The sequence below is a fragment of the Leisingera sp. ANG-S5 genome, from assembly GCF_000813925.1.
Taxonomy (GTDB): domain Bacteria; phylum Pseudomonadota; class Alphaproteobacteria; order Rhodobacterales; family Rhodobacteraceae; genus Leisingera.
Window position 1 is genome coordinate 1 of sequence record NZ_JWLH01000029.1, and the last position, 275, is coordinate 275.

Below are 275 nucleotides of genomic sequence, written 5' to 3' on the forward strand. Positions count from 1 at the left end.
TGACGTGCTCCCCTGAAAAGTCCGCGATTTGAAGTTAGCCTGTTCTCCAAGCGAGGAGACAGACGATGCGGAAAAGCCGTTTCAGCGAAGAGCAGATCATTGGCATCCTGAAGGAGCACCAAGCCGGAATGGGGGCGAAGGAACTGTGCCGGAAGCACGGCATCAGCGATGGCACTTTCTACAAATGGCGTTCGAAGTATGGCGGCATGGATGTGTCCGAGGCCAAGAGGCTGAAGGCTCTGGAGATCGAGAACGCCAAGCTCAAGAAGATGTTG

At 54.9% G+C, this 275-nt stretch carries 1 protein-coding gene; it reads left to right on the forward strand.

The window, feature by feature from the left end:
• Positions 1–65 precede the first annotated feature (65 nt).
• The coding region (locus RA25_RS21610; RefSeq protein ID WP_039174935.1) for a transposase at positions 66–275 on the forward strand (210 nt) is incomplete at its 3' end.